The organism is Streptomyces sp. NPDC005408 (genome assembly GCF_040606445.1).
Classification (GTDB): domain Bacteria; phylum Actinomycetota; class Actinomycetes; order Streptomycetales; family Streptomycetaceae; genus Streptomyces.
In genome coordinates this window covers 1-16,777 of the sequence record NZ_JBEXEX010000066.1, presented here as the reverse complement: position 1 = coordinate 16,777, position 16,777 = coordinate 1, and the positions used below count along the sequence as shown (strand labels likewise).

14 protein-coding genes and 1 pseudogene are annotated in these 16,777 nt (G+C 69.8%); 6 read left to right on the top strand and 9 right to left on the bottom strand.

The features are described from left to right. The first annotated feature begins 43 nt into the window (after window positions 1-43). Window positions 44-2,116, top strand: coding sequence for a bifunctional polysaccharide deacetylase/glycosyltransferase family 2 protein (locus tag ABZS64_RS35010; protein ID WP_355838385.1), 2,073 nt, complete (start codon window positions 44-46; stop codon window positions 2,114-2,116). 72 nt (window positions 2,117-2,188) lie between these two features. Further along, window positions 2,189-3,490: an LCP family protein gene (locus ABZS64_RS35005; protein ID WP_355838382.1), complete on the top strand. Its 1,302-nt coding sequence runs from the start codon at window positions 2,189-2,191 to the stop codon at window positions 3,488-3,490. Window positions 3,491-3,597: 107 nt separating this feature from the next. Here ABZS64_RS35005 and ABZS64_RS35000 read toward each other — a convergent pair whose 3' ends face one another. From ABZS64_RS35000 to ABZS64_RS34990, 3 genes are all read right to left on the bottom strand, one after another. Continuing rightward, entirely contained in the window at window positions 3,598-3,807 is a 210-nt protein-coding gene (locus ABZS64_RS35000; RefSeq protein ID WP_355838379.1) for a hypothetical protein, read from the bottom strand. A 127-nt stretch (window positions 3,808-3,934) separates the two neighbouring features. Beyond that, window positions 3,935-4,282, bottom strand: a complete 348-nt coding sequence (locus tag ABZS64_RS34995) for a peptidase inhibitor family I36 protein (RefSeq protein ID WP_355838376.1) — start codon at window positions 4,280-4,282, stop codon at window positions 3,935-3,937. Between the two features lie 294 nt (window positions 4,283-4,576). Continuing rightward, window positions 4,577-5,719 carry a magnesium and cobalt transport protein CorA gene (locus ABZS64_RS34990; protein WP_355838373.1) on the bottom strand — a complete coding sequence of 381 codons (1,143 nt, stop codon included), beginning with the start codon at window positions 5,717-5,719 and terminating at the stop codon, window positions 4,577-4,579. Between the two features lie 163 nt (window positions 5,720-5,882). On the opposite strand from ABZS64_RS34990, the gene ABZS64_RS34985 reads away from it, so the two are divergent. Beyond that, entirely contained in the window at window positions 5,883-7,004 is a 1,122-nt protein-coding gene (locus ABZS64_RS34985) for a winged helix DNA-binding domain-containing protein (RefSeq protein ID WP_355838370.1), read from the top strand. Window positions 7,005-7,061: 57 nt separating this feature from the next. Here the strand turns inward: ABZS64_RS34985 and ABZS64_RS34980 are convergent. The 5 genes and pseudogenes from ABZS64_RS34980 to kduI all read right to left on the bottom strand — a co-directional run bounded on the left by ABZS64_RS34980 (window position 7,062) and on the right by kduI (window position 10,528). Then, window positions 7,062-7,411 (bottom strand): annotated as a pseudogene (locus ABZS64_RS34980) (SAV_915 family protein). A 107-nt stretch (window positions 7,412-7,518) separates the two neighbouring features. Further along, the gene (locus ABZS64_RS34975; RefSeq protein WP_355838367.1) at window positions 7,519-8,163 is read right to left on the bottom strand and encodes a LysE family translocator; all 645 of its coding nucleotides are present in this window, start codon (window positions 8,161-8,163) and stop codon (window positions 7,519-7,521) included. Window positions 8,164-8,167: 4 nt separating this feature from the next. Continuing rightward, entirely contained in the window at window positions 8,168-8,941 is a 774-nt protein-coding gene (locus ABZS64_RS34970; RefSeq protein WP_355838364.1) for an IclR family transcriptional regulator, read from the bottom strand. Between the two features lie 4 nt (window positions 8,942-8,945). Further along, window positions 8,946-9,701, bottom strand: a complete 756-nt coding sequence (locus ABZS64_RS34965; protein WP_355838361.1) for an SDR family oxidoreductase — start codon at window positions 9,699-9,701, stop codon at window positions 8,946-8,948. Continuing rightward, window positions 9,698-10,528 carry a 5-dehydro-4-deoxy-D-glucuronate isomerase gene (gene kduI / locus ABZS64_RS34960; RefSeq protein ID WP_355838359.1) on the bottom strand — a complete coding sequence of 277 codons (831 nt, stop codon included), beginning with the start codon at window positions 10,526-10,528 and terminating at the stop codon, window positions 9,698-9,700. The genes ABZS64_RS34965 and kduI overlap by 4 nt, the downstream gene beginning before the upstream one ends. A gap of 111 nt (window positions 10,529-10,639) precedes the next feature. On the opposite strand from kduI, the gene ABZS64_RS34955 reads away from it, so the two are divergent. Continuing rightward, window positions 10,640-12,289, top strand: a complete 1,650-nt coding sequence (locus tag ABZS64_RS34955; protein ID WP_355838357.1) for an L-lactate permease — start codon at window positions 10,640-10,642, stop codon at window positions 12,287-12,289. A gap of 152 nt (window positions 12,290-12,441) precedes the next feature. Here the strand turns inward: ABZS64_RS34955 and ABZS64_RS34950 are convergent, their stop codons facing one another. Next, the gene (locus ABZS64_RS34950; RefSeq protein WP_355838355.1) at window positions 12,442-13,272 is read right to left on the bottom strand and encodes a LuxR C-terminal-related transcriptional regulator; all 831 of its coding nucleotides are present in this window, start codon (window positions 13,270-13,272) and stop codon (window positions 12,442-12,444) included. 103 nt (window positions 13,273-13,375) lie between these two features. On the opposite strand from ABZS64_RS34950, the gene ABZS64_RS34945 reads away from it, so the two are divergent. Together ABZS64_RS34945 and ABZS64_RS34940 are read left to right on the top strand one after the other, a co-directional pair. Continuing rightward, the gene (locus ABZS64_RS34945; RefSeq protein ID WP_355838353.1) at window positions 13,376-15,064 is read left to right on the top strand and encodes an AMP-binding protein; all 1,689 of its coding nucleotides are present in this window, start codon (window positions 13,376-13,378) and stop codon (window positions 15,062-15,064) included. Next, the gene (locus tag ABZS64_RS34940; RefSeq protein WP_355838351.1) at window positions 15,061-16,665 is read left to right on the top strand and encodes an AMP-binding protein; all 1,605 of its coding nucleotides are present in this window, start codon (window positions 15,061-15,063) and stop codon (window positions 16,663-16,665) included. The genes ABZS64_RS34945 and ABZS64_RS34940 overlap by 4 nt, the downstream gene beginning before the upstream one ends. The last annotated feature ends 112 nt before the right edge of the window (window positions 16,666-16,777 follow it).

Below are 16,777 nucleotides of genomic sequence, written 5' to 3'. Positions count from 1 at the left end.
GCGGCGCGCCGCTGTCCGCCGGCCGCCGCGCGGACACTGGCTCGTGCTCCTGCTGGTGCTCCTGGTGGTCGCCGTCGCCCTCCTCTTCGAGGGCTGGACGACCCACCAGGTCGACGCCGCGCGCGCCAAGCCGCCGTGCACCAGGCCGATCCCGCGTGAGGCGGACGACGGGAAGCCGCTGCTGCGGTTCGGCCCGAAGGGGGTCACCACCGCGGCCATGCCGCCGGGGACCGTCGCGCTCACCTTCGACGGCGGGCCCGACCAGGTGTGGACGCCGCGCCTGCTCGACCTGCTGCGCAGGCACCACGCGCACGCGACCTTCTTCGTCTACGGGAAGGACGCGGCCCGTTACCCGAAGCTGATGCGGCAGATCCTGTACGAGGGCCACGAGATCGGCTCGTACACCTACAGCGGTGGCGACCTCGGTGTCGCCTCGCCGCTGCGTACGCGCCTTGAACTGTCGCTCACCCAGACCGCTCTCGCGGGTGCGGCCGGCATCAACACCACCCTGCTGCGGCTGCCGCACACCACGGCCGCGGACACGCTCTGCGGCCCCGAGTGGCCGGCCGCGAAGCGCGCGGCGGCGCAGGGGTACCTGGTGGTCGCATCGGACCACAAGGACCGCAAGCCGTGGCGAGGGGTGGTGACGCAGCACAGCCAGACCGACCTGGGCTACCACGAGGCCCAGGATCTGCTGCGGGACCGCAGCGTGAAACGGTTCACCACCGTCAGCGGCGGCCTCGGCCGTCCCTCCTTCGTCGACGCGGTCCCGGTCACCCAGCAGATCAAGGGGGAGGGCCTGATCCGGTCGCAGTGGCTCGCGCACGCCTTCCTCACCGTGATGGTGTGGACGCTGACCTTCGCAGGCGCGCTCGGGGTCCTGCGGATGCTCCTGTTCGCGGTGTTCGCCCGGCTCCATGTGCGCAGGCTGCACCGGTACCGGCCCGGCGCACCACGGCTGCGCGAGGTGCGGGACCCGGTGACGGTGCTGGTGCCCGCGTACAACGAGGAGGCCGGCATCGCCTCCACCGTGTACTCGCTGCTCGCCTCCACCCACCCGCACTTTCAGATCATCGTGATCGACGACGGTTCGACCGACGCCACCGCCGACATCGCCGAGGACATCGACGACCCGCGGGTGACGGTGATCCGGCAGCCCAACGGCGGCAAGCCCAGCGCCCTCAACACCGGCCTGGCGCACGCCCGGTACGACATCGTCGTCATGGTCGACGCGGACACCATCTTCGAACCCGAGGCGCTGGCCCGGCTGATCCAGCCGCTCGCCCACCCCGCGGTCGGCGCGGTCAGCGGCAACACCAAGGTCGGCAACCGGCGCCGCCTGCTCGGCAAATGGCAGCACCTGGAGTACGTACTCGGCTTCAACCTCGACCGGCGGATGTTCGAGGTCCTGGAGTGCATGCCGACGGTGCCGGGGGCGATCGGCGCCTTCCGCAGGGACGCGCTGATGGGCGTCGGCGGCGTCAGCGACGAGACCCTGGCCGAGGACACCGACCTCACGATGGCGCTCTGGCGGGCCGGCTGGCGCGTCGTCTACGAGGAGTCGGCGGTCGCCTGGACCGAAGTGCCCGTCAGCGTACGGCAGTTGTGGCGCCAGCGCTACCGCTGGTGCTACGGCACCCTCCAGGCGATGTGGAAGCACCGTCACGCGGTGACGGAGATCGGCCCCGCCGGACGCTTCGGCCGTCGCGTGCTGCTCTACGTCACGCTGTTCCAGATCGTGCTGCCGCTGTGCGCACCGGTCGTGGACATGTTCGCCCTGTTCGGGGCGCTGTTCCGCGACCCCGTGGAGGCCGCCCTCGTCTGGTTCGGGTTCCTCTCAATCCAGTTGGTCACCGCCGCGTACGCGCTGCGGCTCGACCGCGAACGGCTGCGCGTGCTGTGGGTGCTGCCGCTCCAGCAGTTCGTCTACCGGCAGTTGATGTACCTGGTGGTCATCCACTCCGTGACCACGGCGCTGCTCGGCTCCCGCCTGAAGTGGCACAGCATGAAGCGCACCGGAACCGCCGACCCGTACCTGCTCGAAGCGCCGCCCGGGGAGACGTCCGGAGATCCGCTCGACGAACCGCCCCCGCGGCGGAGCCTGTCGTCGCGGTGATCCACGTACGCGAGGCGACGGGAGGGGAACCGGAGAGCGGCCGTGCGAGTCGGACCTGGGAGACCAAGGGAGTTGACCATGACAGACCCGCTTGACCAGCGGGCCGGAGGCGACATGCCCACGGGGGAGTACGGCTGGAACGGCGACGCCGGGAGCCGTCCCGTGCGCCGGGGGCCGGTGTGGGTGACGGGTCAGCTGTGGCGCCCGGAGCCGAGGGCCGGCCGAGGGCCGACACCCGGCCCGGAGTCGTACGCCGCGCCGGATCCGTACGCCGGCCAGGAACCGTGCGCGCCCCTGGAAAGCTCGGCCGCGCGTGAGCGGTTCGCCGAACGCCCCAGCTCCCGCTACGGGCCCCGGCGTGCCCATGCCCGGCAGCCGAAGAAGCGCAGGAGGCTGCGGCGGGCGGCGCTCGTCCTGCTGGCCGTTGTGGTCGTCGCGGCGGGTGGCACGTACGGCTGGGCCGAGACCCGGCTCCAACGTGACGTCGACCTCGGCGCGTACGGGGGCCGTCCGGCGCCCGGCGAGGGCACCAACTACCTCATCGTGGGCTCGGACAGCCGCGAGGGGCTCTCCGAGGACGACGTGAAGGACCTGCACGCCGGCGGGGGCGGCGGGCGGCGCACCGACTCGATGATGCTGCTGCACACCGGGGCGCACGGCACCAGCATGGTCAGCCTGCCGCGCGACTCCTGGGTCACCGTGCCCGGCCGCCTCGACACATCGACGGGCAAGACCAAGCGGCCCGAGGGGGACAAACTCAACGCCGCTTTCTCCTACGGCGGCCCGGAACTGCTGGTGCACACCGTCGAGAAGAACACCGGGCTGCGCATCGACCACTATGCGGAGATCGGCTTCGCCGGGTTCGTGAACATCGTCGATGCCATCGGCGGTGTCCGGATGTGCCTAGACCGGGACATCAAGGACAAGAAGTCGGGCGCCGACCTGCGCAAGGGCTGTCACACCCTGAACGGCAAGCAGGCGCTCGCCTTCGTCCGCCAGCGGCACCAGGAGAAGGAGGGCGATCTGGGCCGGTCGAGGAACCAGCAGAAGTTCCTGTCGACCCTCGCTCACCAGGCCGCCCGGCCCGGCACGCTCTTCGACCCGCTGGAGATCGGTCCTGCCATGCAGGCCGGGCTCGACACGCTCATCGTCGACAAGGACATGAGTCTGCGTGATCTCAGCAGGATGTTCCGCGCCGTGCAGAGCGTCGCGGGCGGAAACGGCAAGCAGATCAACGTGCCCTTGTCCGGCATCGGCGTCCCCACCCCCAAGGGCAACGTACTGAAGTGGGACGCCAAGAGGTCGGCCCGGCTCTTCGACGACCTGCGGCGGGACCGGCCGGTGACGGAGACGAGGAATCGGACACGCCCTTGAGACCAGCCGGCTGTACACGGCGTGAGATACCGCGGGAGCGCCCACGACCTGATGCGAGGCGGCGGAACGGCCGGTGACGTGGTGGTGGCTCCGCTCCCCAGCGCCGCTCACACAACCAGCGCCATGAGGCCGACCGTGAAGGGGTAGCCGAACGCCCAGTGCAGCTCGGGCATCTCACGGCACCGGGGCACCTCCAGTTCATCATCGCACGGAGCGGTCCCGCCACCCTGCGGACGAGCGGTGAAGGACGGCAGCAACGGGGCGGCCAGTTCCGAGAGTTCATTAGGAACCAGACGCTTCGACAGATCAGCACCCACGACCCGCATCATGCCGCACGGGCATCACGCCACGTGAGACAACCTCTTAAGCGCGCTGCTCCGCCCGTAACGGGCGGAGCAGCGTCGGTGCACCTCGGGCTCGGCCTTCTCTGTAAAGGCCGCAGCGCTAAATTTTGTAGACTGCAATCCCTGTAACGGCGCCGGGATTGTCTGCGTAGTGGCCCGGATTCAGAGTAGCCAGCTTGGTGCCTTGGCCGCAGCCGGTGGTGATGTGCCAGAGTTCCACGCGATAGGACGTCTGGTTTGAGACGGACCGATTGACCCTCTCGAGGGGATAGCAGCCGGGCGTCAGAGAGTTGACGTGCCTGGTTCCGGTCCTGTTTGCCCCCGTCCATCCACATGCATACCCCTTCGGGCAGGTATTTGGATCGGCCGCAGCCGGCGTGACGAACGTGCCGCCCAACAACGCACCGGCCACAGCCGTCAGCGTCAGACTTTTCCTGAGCATGCTCATACGAAGTGTCCCTATCCTTGATCGACAGACTTTGGATCTTAACTCAAGGAGCGCAGCTTCACGGGTTCTTGACGTGCCGTCAGTTAACGACCTCTAAGCGTGAGCAGTCTCTCGATCACTGATCAGAACTCCGCTGTGCGGCTGGCGCGCATCCGCTGGCTCGAACCGTTGAAGGGGTGTGGCTCCCCAGCTCTGTCGTTTCTCCCCAGATACTCCCAAGGGGGCGCGGAGGGTCATCCAGGGAAGGTTGCGATAGCGAATCGACTGTCGGTCGCGATGGTCGGTGTATGTGGCTCAGAGCCAGTCTCGGCGCTTGAAGATGAAGTACAAACTGATGCAAACCGCTGCCATCAGCAGAATTGCGAACGGGTACCCTGCCGCCCACTTCAGTTCCGGCATCGTCTCGAAGTTCATGCCGTAGATCGTGCCGACCAGCGTCGGGGCGAAGAGAATGGCGGCCCACGAGGAGATCTTCTTGATCTCCTCGTTCTGCTCGATGCCCGCCTCGGCCATCGCCCGCATTTCTTCGTTCTGCTGCTGCGTCACCAGCGTCGCGTTCACCGTGAGGATGTCCGCCAGCGCCTGGCGGAAGCTGTCCACGCGCTCGCTCGTGTGCGTGACGTGGTCCGCGACGTCGCGCAGATAGCGCTGGAGCTCCTCGTCCGTGCCGTACTTCGCGAAGCCCGCCATCAGGGCGTGCAGCATGCCGACCAGGGGGCGGGTGGCGCGCTGGAACTCGACCATTTCGCGGGAGAGTTCGTAGATACGGCGCGACACCGCAGGGTCGCCGCCGAACACCTGGGTCTCGATCTCGTCGATGTCGTTCTGCACGCCCGCCACGACCGGGGCATAGCCGTCGACCACCGCGTCCAGGATCGCGTACAGCACCGCCTCCGGGCCGAGGGCCAGCAGTTCCGGGGTCTTCTCCATGCGGTGGCGTACCGCGGACAGGTCGGGGGCCGCGCCGTGGCGGACGGTGATCAGGAAGTCCTTGCCGACGAAGACGTGCAGCTCGCCGAACTCGACCTCCTCCTGGGCGTCGAGATAGCGGGCGGCGCGCAGCACCACGAAGAGGGTGTCGCCGTACCGTTCGAGCTTGGGGCGCTGGTGGGCCTCAAGCGCGTCCTCGACGGCGAGTTCGTGCAGGTCGAACTCCGCGGCGAGCGAGTGGACTTCGGCCTCGGTGGGGCGGTGCAGGCCGATCCACGCCATGCCGTCGGGGTACTCGCGCAGCTGGCGGAAGGTCTGGGCGAGCGAGTCGGGTGTCGAGACGCGGCGGCCGTCACGGTAGAGCGCGGCCTGGACGACGCTGCCCTGGTCCTTCTGTACGGGAGCGGGCGCGACCGGCTCGGCGGGAGCCGCGGGGGTGGGGGGCGGCGGGCTCGTGGCAAGGAGGGGGCGGCGGCGCCATTGGTGCCTCTTCGGGGACAGCGGCATCGCGTCTCTCACCTCCCGCCTCTGAAACGGCGCGGGTGTCGTCCGCGCCCGTTCGGCCACGGAGCAGGATATCCGGGTCGAACTGTCCCGGCATGGCGGGGCTGCGACCAGCGGGTTTTCTTGAGGACAGAAGGTGTCCGCAAGCCTGAGTAGCGTGTGGCGCATGGCCTCGAAGACGACATACCCCGTACTCGGCAACCGCGCCCTCAACCGCGCCACCCTGGACCGCCAGCTCCTGCTGCGCCGCGCCCCCAGGTCCGCGATGTCCGTCAAGGGCGCCGTCGAGCACCTCGTCGGCCTCCAGGCGCAGAACGTGAAGCCGCCGTACTACGCGCTCGCCGCCCGCCTGGAGGGCTTCGATCCCGAGGAGCTCTCCGCGCTGATGGCATCCCGCGAGGTCGCACGCCTGGTCACGATGCGCTCCACCATCCATACGCACTCCGCCGAGGACTGCCTCACCCTGCGACCGCTGGTCCAGGCCGCCCGGGACCGGGAGCTCAAGCAGTTCCGTACGGGCCTGGCCGGGGTTGATCTGGTCCGGCTCGGTGCGATCAGCCGGGAGCTGGTCGAGGAGCAGCCCCGCACCATGAAGGAGCTGCGTGAGGCGCTGCTGAAGGAGTGGCCGGACGCCGACCCGTTCGCTCTCTCCGTCGCCGCACGGTGCGTACTGCCGCTCGTGCAGGTCACCCCGCGCGGCCTGTGGGGCAGGAGCGGCCAGGTCACGCTGACCACCGCCGAGCACTGGTTCGGCCGCCAGGCGGAGCCCGCGCCAACGCCCGATGCCACCGTGCTGCGCTACCTCGGGGCCTTCGGGCCCGCCTCGGTCAGGGACATGCAGACCTGGTCCGGGCTGACCCGGCTGCGGGAGGTCTTCGAGCGGCTGCGGCCGCGGCTGGCCGTCTTCCAGGACGAGAACGGCGTCGAGCTCTTCGACCTCCCGGACGCGCCCCGGCCGGACGCCGACACCCCGGCGCCGCCCCGCCTGCTGCCCGAGTTCGACAATCTGCTGCTCTCGCACGCCGACCGCAGCCGCATCGTGCCCGACGAGTACAGGCAGCGCACCTGGAAGGGCAACCAGGCCCACTGCACCTTCCTCGTCGACGGGTACCTCGCCGGGATCTGGCGGCCGACCGAGACCAAGGACGGCGCGAACGTAACCCTGCAGGCCTTCGCGCAGCTGACCCGCGCGCAGCGTGACGCGGTGGCCGAGGAGGCCGAGCGGATGCTGACCACCCTGTCCTCGGCCACCGCGTACGACATCCAATTCGGGACCTTCAGCGACTAGGCAGCCTGGACCGCCCCGCCGCCAGTTCGGGTATCGCGAGGGCAGTGGGGACGGCCGTCATCCGTACACCTCCGCGGTCAGGCGCCGCGCACACCTGCGTACCGGCCACTCCCTCGGCGCCGGCGCGGGCGCGGTGAGCTGCGGGTCCACCGTCACGGTCGTCACGCCGAGAGGTTCGCAGAGGGTACGCAGTGCCGGCTCGGCGAGCCGGATCCACGCCTGCCGCTCCCCGAGCATGTCGAGAAGCCGACGCCCGGTGGTGAAGCCGATGGCGGTACGTACGCCGAGAGGGGTGGCCAGAAGCGCAGCTGGCAGCCTCCGGCAGAGCCGAGCCGAACCGGCACGAACAGCGGCCCTGCCGGGCGGGGTTCGTCGGGGTCCGTGTCTTCGTTCACAAGGATGTCCACGGGAAGAAGCCTTGCCCGTGCGGAGACCGAACGGCGCGCCCCTGACACCTCTCTGACTGTGCGCGCCCGGTATTTGACGCGTCCCTGGCGTTGCGCCGCGGAAGGACTCAGTCCGCGCGGCCCGTCGCCGCCACCGTCACACCCAGGCCGATCATCGCGAACCCGCCCGCGCCACCCACCATCGACAGCCGGCGTTCCGAGCGGGCGAACCAATTGCGCGCCGCCGCCGCGCCCAGACCCCACAGGGTGTCCGTGACCAGGCCGATCGAGATCGGGACCAGGCCGAGCAGCAGCATCTGGGCGGGCAGATTCCCCGCCGTGTGGTCCACGAACTGCGGAAGGACGGCGGCGAAGAAGACGATGCCCTTGGGGTTGGTGACACCCACGAGGATGCCGTCGAGGACCGTACGGGCATCGCCCCGCGCCGGTCCGGAGGGGGCTTCCATGTCCGAGACCTTCATGTCCTTGCGGTGCCGGAACGCCTGCACCCCCAGGAAGACCAGATAGGCCGCGCCCGCCAGCTTCACCGCCATGAACACCGCCACCGAGCGCTCCACCAGCGCGCCGATGCCCAGCGCGACGGCCACCACCAGGGCGTACGAGCCGACGACATTGCCCAGGGCCGTGGCCACCGCCGTGCGGCGGCCGTGGGCGAGAGCCCGGCCTATCACGAAGAGCACGCTCGGCCCAGGGATCACGATCACCAGGAGGGACATCGCGGCGAATGCGAGGAAGCGGTCTGCGGACACCATGCGCTCATTCAACCTGACTGCCGGGCTGTGCGCCCAGAGCCGTGGAGACCTCCCTCGCCGACTCACGGACCAGTTCGGCGAGTGACTCGACGGAGGCATGCCAGGGATCGAGGGTGATCGTGGCGACGCTGATACCGCCGATGACCGCTCCGGTGTGGCCGTGCACGGCGGCGGCGATACAGAGGATGCCCGGTTCGTTCTCCTCGTCGTCGTACGCCCAGCCGCGCTCCCGTACCTGCACCAACTCGGCCTGAAGCACGGCCAGTTCGGTGATGGTGTTCGGGGTGCGGGCCTCCATGCCGGAGCGTTCCAGGAGGGCCTCGACGCCCGCGGGCGGCAGCTCGGCGAGGATCGCCTTGCCGATGCCCGTGCAGTGCAGCCGGATGGAGCGGCCGATCCGGGACGGCATCTGGTACGGCTTGTCGCCCTCAAGCTTCGCCGCGTACACCGCCTGGTCGGCATCGAGCAGCGCGAAGTGGACCGTGCAGCCGGTCTGCCGGCAGAGCCGGCGCAGCGCCGCGTCCGCGTGCTGCGCCGGATTGAAGCGGCCCATCACCTGTCCGGCGAGGGACAGGATGCGCGGGCCGCCGATGTAGTTGCCACTGCCGGTCGGCAGCGCGAACTGCCGCTCCACGAGCGTCTGCAGAATGCGGTGCACGGTCGATTTCGGCAGCCCGGTGACGGCCGCGATGTCGGTGACCCGCTCATGGCCGGGCAGGGCTTCGAGTACGGCGAGGACCTTCTCGGTCGCATTGCCGCTGCTGGGATTGGATCTCACGAGGTCACCGTGCCATCCAACCTCCGTCGACGACCAGCACATGTCCGTTGACATAGTCGGCGGCCGAGGACGCAAGGAAGACGACGCTGCCCGCCAGATCCTCCGGCGTGCCCCAGCGCCCTGCCGGGATCCGGCCCAGGATCTCCGCGTGCCGCTCGCCGTCCTCGCGCAGGGACCGGGTGAACCCGGTCGCGACATAACCGGGCGCGACGGCGTTGACCTGCACGCCGCGCGGACCCCACTCGGTGGCCAGCGCCTTGGTCAGCCCCGCGACGGCGTGCTTGCTGGCCGCGTACGAGGAGACGCCGAGGCCGCCCTGGAAGGACAGCAGCGAGGCGATGTTGACGATCTTCCCGCTGCCGCGGTCGGCCATCTGCGCCCCGATCTCCCGGCAGAGCAGAAAGACGGCGTCGAGATTGGTGGTCAGCACGATGCGCCAGTCCTCGTACTCGGTGTACTCGGCCGGAGCCCGGTGGATCGCGCCCGCGTTGTTCACGAGGATGTCGATACGGCGCCGGGCCAGCAACGCCCGTACGGCAGAAGGGATGCCGGACGGCTCGGCGAGATCGAGCACCAGCGTCTCGGCGCTGCCCCCGGCATCTCGTACCGCCTTCTCGGTCTCCTCCATCGAGCCCGTACGGCCGACCAGCACAAGATCCGCGCCCGCCTCCGCGAGGCCGACCGCGAGCGCCCGGCCGATCCCGGAGCGCGCGCCCGTCACCAGCGCCGTATGCCCCTGGAGCGAGAACGGCCCGCTCATCGCAGATCCGGCACGGCGACCGGCTCCATGTCGGTGTACGCCTGGTTCTCGCCGCCCATCGCCCAGACGAAGGCGTACGAGCGGGTGCCGAAGCCGAAGTGCACGGACCAGCTGGGGGAGATGACCGCCTGGCCGTCGGCGACGATCAGATTGCGGGTCTCGTCGGGGCGGCCGAGCAGATGGACGACGCGCTCGTTCTCGGGGAGTCCGGTGTAGAGGTAGACCTCGGTGCGCCGGTCGTGGGTGTGGCACGGCAGGGTGTTCCACATCGAGCCCGGCTCCAGCACGGTCACCCCGAGCACCAACTCGCAGCTGCGGATGCCGTCTTCGTGGATCAGCCGGTGGATCGTGCGCTCGTTGGAGGACTCGCGCGCGCCGAGCGCCGTGCCCTTGCTGTCGGCGAAGCGGGCGATGCGTGTCGGACACGTCGTGTGGGCCGCCGTCGACACCAGATAGAAGCGGGCGGGCTCCGGGCCGTCGGACGAGAACACCACCTCGCGCGCCCCGCGCCCCACATACAGCGCGTCCTTGTCGCCCAACTGATGCTTTTCGCCGTCCACTTGGACGGTGCCGGGCGCCCCCAGGGCGACCACGCCGAGCTCGCGCCGCTCAAGGAAGTACTCCGAGCGCAGAGCGTCGAACGTGGGCAGGGGAACCGGCTCGCCGGGGGCGGGGGACGTGCCCGCGACGACCATGCGGTCGTGGTGGCTGTAGACGGCGCGCACTTGCCCGGCCGGGAAGAGGTCCTCGACCAGATAGTGCGCGCGCAGTTCCTCGGTGCCGAAGTGCCGTATCTGATCCGGGTGTGTGGCATGGCGGATTTCCATGACGCAGCCCTTCCTTCGGTCGAAAGGTAGTGCCAGCATGGCGACCGTACTACAGAACGCCGTTCCGTAAGACAGAACATGGACCGGAAATGCAGCCGGAGGCGCGATCTCATGTACACCCAGAACCTCAACCCCACGGGCTCCCTCGCCTGGTCCGCGCTGATCGCGGCGGTCCCGCTGATGGTGGTGCTGGTCCTGCTCGGCGTCTTCCGCTGGAAGGCCCAATGGGCCGGTCTCGCAGCCCTGTTGGCGGGGCTCGCGGTCGCGGTGTGGGGTTACGAGATGCCCCTCGGCCAGGCCCTGGACTCGGCAGCCTTCGGCGCGGCTCTCAGCGTGCTGCTGATCCTCTGGATCACCTTCAACGCCATCTGGATCTACAACCTCACCGTGAAGACCGGGCACTTCGCGGTGCTGCGCCGCTCCTTCGCCGCCATCAGCGACGACAAGCGCATCCAGGCCATCGTCATCGCCTTCTCCTTCGGCGCGCTCATCGAGGCGCTCGCGGGCGGCGGTTCACCCATTGCGATCTGCGCCGTAATGCTCATCGCCTGCGGCTTCTCCGGGCTGAAGGCGGCGACCATCGCGCTCGTCGCCAACACCGCTCCCGTCGCCTTCGGCGGCATGGGCAACCCCGTCACCATCCTCGGCCAGGTCACCCAGCTGCCCGCCGACGACTTCGGGGCGATGGCCGGACGGCAGGCCCCGCTGCTCGCGCTGATCGTGCCGTTCGTCCTGGTCGGCATCGCCGACGGGTTCCGCGCGCTGCGCGAGGTGTGGCCGGCGGCGCTGACCGCCGGACTCTCCTTCGCCCTGGCCCAGTTCGCCCTCTCCAACTACTTCAGCTACAAGCTCACCGACATCTTCGCCGCGCTCGTCTCGGCGGGCGCCGTGCTGCTGCTCAACCGGGTGTGGGCGCCGCGCGAGGCGGGCGGGAAGGTCGTCGCCCCGCCCGCCGTCGCGGGCGGCTCGGCCGACGCGAGCACCGAGGAGCTGCGGCGGGCCGGTCGTCCCGACGGAAGCGACTCGCGGGCCGATGTCCTCGGCGCGTTCGCCCCGTACCTGATCATCGTGGTGCTCTTCTCGCTCGCCCAGATCGAGCCGGTCAAGACCTGGCTGCTCGACGGCACCACGATCTTCGACTGGCCGGGCCTGGACATCCACAGCGCCCAGGGCAAGCCGGTCGCCACCCAGTACAAGCTCAACTGGGCGTCGGCCACCGGCACTTTGCTGTTCGTCTCCGGGCTGCTGACCATGCTGGTACTGCGGATCGGGCCGGTCCGCGCGGCCCGGACGTACGCCGAGACGATCCGCCAGTTCGGCTGGGCGATCTTCACGATCTTCTGCGTCTTCGCCCTCTCGTACGTGATGAACCTGTCCGGCCAGATCACCACCCTCGGCACATGGCTCGCGCGGGCCGGTGACGCCTTCGCGTTCCTGTCGCCGGTGGTGGGGTGGTTCGGCGTCGCCGTGACGGGCACGGACGCCGGATCGAACGCCCTCTTCGGAGGGCTCCAGTTGGCCGCGGCCGATCAGCTGCACGCCTCCCCGGTGCTGTTCGGCGCGGCCAACACCACGGGTGGGGTGATGGCGAAGATGATCTCGCCCCAGAATCTGGCGATCGGCGCGGCGGCGGTGGGGATCGTGGGCTCGGAGGGAGCGCTGTTCCGGAGGGTGTTCGGGTGGAGTGTGGGCGGGCTGGTGGTGCTGTGCGTGGTGGTGTACCTCCAGTCGACGGCGGTGCTGGGGTGGATGGTGCTGTGAGGGGCCGGGGGCTCTGTCCCCGGACCCCCGCGCCCCAAATGCCGGCGGGGCTGAATGTTCAGCCCGTCCGGCGTTTGAGGACACGCGCGAAGCGCGTACGGGGGTCTGGGGGCTTGCCCCCAGTTCGGGAAGGGGCGGGTAGGGGACAGGCCCTAAGGCAACAGGCCCGCCCGCCTGGCCGCCACCACCGCCTCCAGGCGGCTGTGCGCTCCAAGCTTCCGCATCGCGCCCCGCAGATACCCCTTCACCGTCTCCGGCTTCAGCCCCAGCCGCTCCGCCGCGGCCGCGTTCGTCGAGCCCGCCGCGACACAGGCCAGCACGTCCAGCTCCCGCGGAGCCAGCGCGACCGTGTGCGGCGACCGCGGTGGGCCGCCCGTCGCCGTCGCCAGGCGGCCGCAGACCGCGAGCAGGTCCCGCCGCAGTTCCTCGTCCACGATCCGCGGCGCCAGCGCGCGCAGTTCGCCGTGCACCTCGCGGACCTCCTCCCACGCCCCGGGGCCCGCCACCGGCTCCCGCGCCGCCACCAGAAGTCGCTGCACCTCGTCCCGTACGACAAGGGCCTGTTCCACATCGCGTGCCGCGGCCACCGCAGCGTCGAAGGTCCGCTCGCCGAGCGGTGTCGGCGAGCGCAGCGCGCCGTACAGCACACCCCGCACCTTGCGGCGTACGACGACGGGCACCGCGAGCACCGAGCGCAGCCCTTCCGCCGCCACCGCCGCGTCGTACTCGTGGCTGATGTGCCGCGCGGAGGGGTAGTCGGTCACCGCGCACGGCCGCGAGAGCGCGATGGACTTGCCGCCGAGGCCGTTGCCCGCGCTGATCGCGAGACCGCGCAGCGCGCCCGTCGCCGCGCCGCTCAGCTCGGCGATCCGCAGCTTCCGCGCATCGTGCAGCAGCCCGCCGAAGGCGACCGGCAGCCCGGTCGCCCGGCGCAGCCGCAGCAGCGCCGCTCGCATCTCCACCGCATCGGCCGGCTCGGACACCTGCTCTTACCTTTCCGCGCTGGGTCACCCCCGTACGGGGGTAGTGAGACCTGGGTCACTGATTACACGATGTCAGTAGCCGGTCCCGCAATGAGGAGGACGCATGACGTCAGGCAGCGCGACGGAGGAGTTCCGGGCAGCACGGGACTTCCTGCTGCGGCACAGGGAGGACTACGCGGCTGCGTACGCGGGTTTTGCCTGGCCACGGCCCGAGCGCTTCAACTGGGCACTGGACTGGTTCGACGAGATCGCCTTCGGCAACGCCAGTACCGCGCTGCACATCGTCGAGGAGGACGGTCTCGAGATCACCGTCTCGTTCGGTGAGATGTCCGTGCGCTCCAGCCAGGTCGCCAACTGGCTCCGGGACCGCGGCGTGCGGGCCGGGGACCGGATTCTCGTCATGCTCGGCAACCAGCAGGAACTGTGGATGATCGCGCTCGCTGCGATGAAGCTGCGCGCCGTCGTCATCCCCGCGACCCCGCTGCTCGGCCCGGTGGACCTGCGGGACCGGATCGACCGCGGACGCGCCCGGCATGTCATCGCGCGCGTGGCGGACACCGCGAAGTTCGCCGAGGTGCCGGGGGACTACACCAGGATCGCGGTGGCGGACCGGGGTGCGGCCGATGTGCCGGGATGGCTGGATTTCGACGAGGCGTTCTCCGCGCCGGGCGACTTCGAGCCCGACGGTGTCACGCGGGCGGACGACCCGCTGATGCTCTACTTCACCTCCGGCACGACCGCCCGCCCCAAACTGGTCGAGCACACTCATGTCTCGTACCCGGTCGGCCACCTGGCGACGATGTACTGGATCGGACTGAAGCCCGGCGATGTGCATCTGAACATCTCCTCGCCCGGCTGGGCCAAGCACGCCTGGTCCAATCTCTTCGCGCCCTGGAACGCCGAGGCGACCGTCTTCATCCACAACTACGCGCGCTTCGACGCGGCCCGGCTGATGGCGGAGATGGACCGCGCGGGCGTCACCAGTTTCTGTGCCCCGCCCACCGTGTGGCGGATGCTGATCCAGGAGGACCTCGGCCTGCTGCGTACGCCCCCGCGCGAGGTCGTCGCCGCCGGGGAGCCGCTCAATCCCGAGGTCATCGAGACCGTACGGCGTGAGTGGGGCGTGACCATCCGGGACGGCTTCGGGCAGACCGAGACGGCCGTCCAGGTCGCCAACAGCCCCGGCCAGCTGCTCAAGGCCGGGTCGATGGGCCGCCCGAGCCCCGGCTACCAGGTCGTGCTCCTCGACCCGGTGACGGGCGAGCCGGGCGCCGCGGAGGGCGAGATCTCGCTGGATCTGTCCGGTCGTCCGGTCGGCCTGATGACCGGGTACCACGGGGACCCGGAGCGTACGGCCGAGGCGATGGCGGGCGGCTTCTACCGCACGGGCGACATCGGCGCGCGCGACGCCGACGGCTACATCACCTACATCGGCCGCTCCGACGACGTCTTCAAGGCATCCGACTACAAGATCTCGCCGTTCGAGCTGGAGAGCGCGCTCCTCGAGCACGAGGCGGTGGCGGAGGCGGCGGTCGTGCCGGCGCCCGACCCCGTGCGGCTCGCCGTGCCGAAGGCGTACATCGTGCTCGCGGAGGGCTGGGAGCCGGGCCCGGACACGGCGAAGCTGCTCTTCGAGCACTCGCGCTCGATCCTCGCGCCGTACAAGCGCATCCGCCGCATCGAGTTCGCCGAACTGCCGAAGACCGTCTCGGGCAAGATCCGCCGGATCGAGCTGCGCGAGCGCACGGCCGAGGGCTCGGCCGCCGAGTACGTCGAGGGAGATCTGCGATGACGCTCTCGTACGCGCACGGCACCGGCACGACCGCGCTGCTCGGCGACACCATCGGCCGCAACCTCGACCGGGCGATCGCCGCCTGGCCCGACCGCGAGGCGCTGGTCGATCTCGGCACGGGTGCCCGCTGGACGTACGCCGAATTCGGCGCCGCGGTGGACCAGTTGGCGCGAGGTTTCCTCGGCATCGGCGTCGCCAAGGGCGACCGGGTCGGGATCTGGGCGGTCAACTGCGCGGAGTGGGTGCTCGTGCAGTACGCCACCGCCCGGATCGGCGCGATCATGGTCAACATCAACCCGGCGTACCGTGCGCATGAGCTCGAATACGTACTGAAACAGGCCGGGATCTCGGTGCTGTGCGCCTCGCAGCGGCACAAGACCAGCGACTACCGGGCGCTGGTGGACCAGGTGCTGCCCAACTGCCCCGACCTGCGGTCCGTCCACTACATCGAGGACGGCTCCTGGGACCTGCTGCTGGACGCGGCCCGGACCGTCACCGACGGGCAACTGACCGCCCGCGAGGCGGAGTTGTCCTGCGACGATCCGGTCAATATCCAGTACACCTCCGGCACCACCGGCTTCCCCAAGGGTGCGACGCTCTCGCACCACAACATCCTCAACAACGGCTATTTCGTCGGCGAGATGATCGCCTACACCGAGCAGGACCGGATCTGTGTCCCCGTGCCCTTCTACCACTGCTTCGGCATGGTGATGGGCAACCTCGCGGCCACCTCGCACGGCGCCTGCATGGTCATCCCGGCCCCCTCCTTCGACCCCGCCGCCACGCTCCGTGCGGTCGACGAGGAACGCTGTACTTCGCTCTACGGCGTGCCGACGATGTTCATCGCCGAGCTGAACCTCCCCGACTTCGCCTCGTACGACCTGTCCACGCTGCGCACCGGCATCATGGCGGGCTCGCCCTGCCCGGTGGAGGTGATGAAACGGGTCGTCGCCGAGATGAACATGGCCGAGGTCTCGATCTGTTACGGAATGACGGAGACCTCGCCGGTCTCCACCCAGACCCGCCGGGACGACGACCTGGAGCGCCGCACCGGCACGGTCGGCCGGGTGCTGCCCCATGTCGAGGTGAAGGTCGTCGACCCGGTCAGCGGGGTCACGCTGCCGCGCGGCGAGGCGGGTGAGCTGTGCACCCGCGGCTACAGCGTGATGCTCGGCTACTGGGACGAGCCGCAGAAGACGGCCGAGGCGATCGACGCGGGCCGCTGGATGCACACCGGCGATCTGGCGGTGATGCGGGAGGACGGCTACGTCCAGATCGTCGGCCGGATCAAGGACATGATCATTCGGGGCGGGGAGAACGTCTATCCACGTGAGATCGAGGAGTTCCTCTACGCCCACCCCAAGATCGCGGACGTCCAGGTGGTCGGCGTCCCCGACGAGCGCTACGGGGAGGAGATCCTCGCGTGCGTGATTCCCCGGGACGCGGGGGATCCGCCGACGCTGGAGGACATCACGGCGTACTGCCGGGAGCAGCTGGCGCACTACAAGATCCCGCGGAGGCTGGAGATCCTGACGGATTTCCCGATGACGGTGAGCGGGAAGGTGCGGAAGGTGGAGCTGAGGCGGCGGTACGGGGGGTAGGGGGCGACCTTCGGTCGCATGGCCTCAAACGCCGCCGCGGTCGCGATGCTGTTCCTGACGCTCTTTCCGAACGTCATGCCGTCCTCGCTCAATGAGGAGTGGAGCCTTACGG